Below are 3270 nucleotides of genomic sequence, written 5' to 3'. Positions count from 1 at the left end.
TGGTTGCGGGAGCAGGATTTGAACCTGCGACCTTCAGGTTATGAGCCTGACGAGCTACCGGGCTGCTCCATCCCGCGCCACCAACTGAGCCCTTTTGGGGGCTGAGCCCTAGAGGGCCGAAAACCGCCCGCGGCATATTGCCGGGGGCGGTTGTTCGACGATCATGAATGGGTTTTTCCATATGCACCGGCTTCAATGCCTGGCGACGCCCTACTCTTCCAACGCTTAAGCGGTAGTACCATCGGCGCAGTCAGGTTTCACGGCCGAGTTCGAGATGGGATCGGGTGGGGCACTGACGCTATGGCCACCAAGCAATGAAGCAGGTGCATATGGTTTTTAATCGATGCGGTTATACATTCAGATTTTGAAGACGATTATACTTGGCGAATATCCGGCTTAATCATCCTTACACCAATGTTGTCATTGATGGTGGAACTCTCAAGCGCGAACAGAGTGATTAGGACCGGTTAGCTCCATGCATTACTGCACTTCCACACCCGGCCTATCAACGTGGTGGTCTTCCACGACTCGATGATAACTTATCTTGAGGGAGGCTTCCCGCTTAGATGCTTTCAGCGGTTATCCCGTCCATACATAGCTACCCTGCTGCACTCCTGGCGGAATGACAGGTACACCAGAGGTATGTTCAACCCGGTCCTCTCGTACTAGGGTCAACTCCTCTCAATTATCGACGCCCACGGCAGATAGGGACCAAACTGTCTCGCGACGTTCTGAACCCAGCTCACGTACCACTTTAATTGGCGAACAGCCAAACCCTTGGGACCTGCTCCAGCCCCAGGATGTGATGAGCCGACATCGAGGTGCCAAACGATTCCGTCGATATGAGCTCTTGGGAATCATCAGCCTGTTATCCCCGGCGTACCTTTTATCCGTTGAGCGATGGCCCTTCCACGAGGGACCACCGGATCACTATGACCGACTTTCGTCTCTGCTCGACTCGTCAGTCTCGCAGTCAGGCGAGCTTATGCCATTGCACTCTAACAGACGGTTTCCAACCGTCCTGAGCTCACCATCGCGCGCCTCCGTTACTCTTTAGGAGGCGACCGCCCCAGTCAAACTACCCGCCACAGAGGGTCCCTGCACCGGATAACGGTGCGAGGTTAGACATCAGAAAACAACAGGGTGGTATTTCACCTATGGCTCCACGACAGCTGGCGCCGTCGCTTCAAAGCCTCCCACCTATGCTACACAGTTCTTTCCTAATGCCACTCTGAAGCTGCAGTAAAGGTGCACGGGGTCTTTCCGTCTAACCGCGGGTACTCCGCATCTTCACGGAGAATTCAATTTCGCTGAGCATGTACTGGAGACAGTGGGGAAGTCGTTACGCCATTCGTGCAGGTCGGAACTTACCCGACAAGGAATTTCGCTACCTTAGGACCGTTATAGTTACGGCCGCCGTTTACTGGGGCTTCAATTCAGAGCTTGCACTCCTCCTCTTAACCTTCCAGCACCGGGCAGGCGTCAGGCCCTATACGTCGTCTTGAAGCCGACTTAGCAGAGCCCTGTGTTTTTGCTAAACAGTCGCTACCCCCTGGCTTGTGCCCCCTACACACGGTTGCCCGCATGTAGGGCCTCCTTCTCCCGAAGTTACGGAGGTAATTTGCCGAGTTCCTTCAGTACACTTCTCTCAAGCGCCTTGGTATACTCTACCATCCCACCTGTGTCGGTTTAGGGTACGGTCTATACGGAGGGGCTATTTCCTGGGACAACTTCGAAGCCAGACCAATCCAATAAGGCCTGACAACTTACGCCATCCGTCACACACCTCCAGGCCCACGAATATTAACGTGGTTCCCATCGACTACCCCCTTCGGGCTCGTCTTAGGGGCCGGCTTACCCTGCTCAGATTAGCTTTAAGCAGGAACCCTTGGGATTTCGGCGAGAGGGCATCTCACCCTCTTTATCGCTACTCATGTCAGCATTCGCACTTCCGATACCTCCACGGTCGGTTACCCTCCCGCTTCATCGGCCTACGGAACGCTCCGCTACCGCTTGGATCAAAAGATCCAAACCCTAAGCTTCGGTACGTATCTTGAGCCCCGTTACATTTTCGCCGCAGGATCTCTTATTTAGACCAGTGAGCTGTTACGCTTTCTTTAAAGGATGGCTGCTTCTAAGCCAACCTCCTGGTTGTTTTGGAAATCCCACATGCTTTCCCACTTAGATACGATTTGGGGACCTTAGCTGTAGGTTAGGGCTGTTTCCCTTTTGACGACGGACCTTAGCACCCGCCGTCTGTCTGCCGGACTAACTCTGTGGTATTCGGAGTTTGGTTAGGTTTGGTAGATCTCGCGACCCCCTAGCCCATCCAGTGCTCTACCCCCACAGGTAAACATCCGACGCACTACCTAAATAGTTTTCGCGGAGAACCAGCTATTTCCCGGCTTGATTGGCCTTTCACCCCTAAACACAACTCATCCGACAATTTTTCAACATTGAACGGTTCGGCCCTCCAGTGCGTGTTACCGCACCTTCAGCCTGGTCATGCCTAGATCGCCGGGTTTCGGGTCTAATCCATCAAACTCAGTCGCCCTATTCAGACTCGCTTTCGCTGCGCCTACACCTAACGGCTTAAGCTTGCTTGATAGATTAAGTCACTGACCCATTATACAAGAGGTACGCTGTCAGGCCTCAAGGACCCTCCAACTGATTGTAAGCATTCGGTTTCAGGTACTGTTTCACTCCCCTCATCGGGGTGCTTTTCACCTTTCCCTCACGGTACTTGTTCGCTATCGGTCATGTACGAGTATTTAGGCTTGGAGGGTGGTCCCCCCATGTTCAGACAGGATTTCACGTGTCCCGCCCTACTCGAGTCCTGATGTTTCATTTTCGCATACGGGGCTGTCACCCGCTATGGCCAAACTTTCCAGAATGTTCTGCTAATTAAACACCAGGCACTGGCCTGGTCCGCGTTCGCTCGCCACTACTAACGGAATCTCGGTTGATGTCTTTTCCTCCGGGTACTGAGATGTTTCAGTTCTCCGGGTTCGCTTCACGAAACCTATGTATTCAGTCTCGCAATACCTTTGCCCAATTACCCAGCCCGTGATTGCTCACGGGCGAGATAATCGGGATAGGTGGGTTTCCCCATTCGGAAATCGCGGGATCAAAGCTTGCTCACAGCTCCCCCACGCTTATCGCAGCGTGCCACGTCCTTCATCGCCTGTACATGCCAAGGCATCCACCAAATGCTCTTACCTCACGCTTGAGAGTCCACACCACCAATGACAACATTGGTCGATCGCTTGA

General features: G+C 53.4%; 1 tRNA gene and 2 rRNA genes. All 3 read right to left on the bottom strand.

The features are described from left to right. Window positions 1-77 (bottom strand) — tRNA-Met (locus QUB13_RS30115). Window positions 78-197: 120 nt separating this feature from the next. Next, window positions 198-312, bottom strand: a 5S ribosomal RNA gene (gene rrf, locus QUB13_RS30110). 125 nt (window positions 313-437) lie between these two features. Further along, a 23S ribosomal RNA gene (locus QUB13_RS30105) occupies window positions 438-3229 on the bottom strand. Window positions 3230-3270 lie beyond the last annotated feature (41 nt).

It is taken from the genome of Microcoleus sp. B4-D4 (genome assembly GCF_036705185.1).
GTDB lineage: Bacteria > Cyanobacteriota > Cyanobacteriia > Cyanobacteriales > Microcoleaceae > Microcoleus.
The sequence above is the reverse complement of the archived record's forward strand: the minus strand, read 5'-3'. Positions and strand labels throughout refer to the sequence as shown.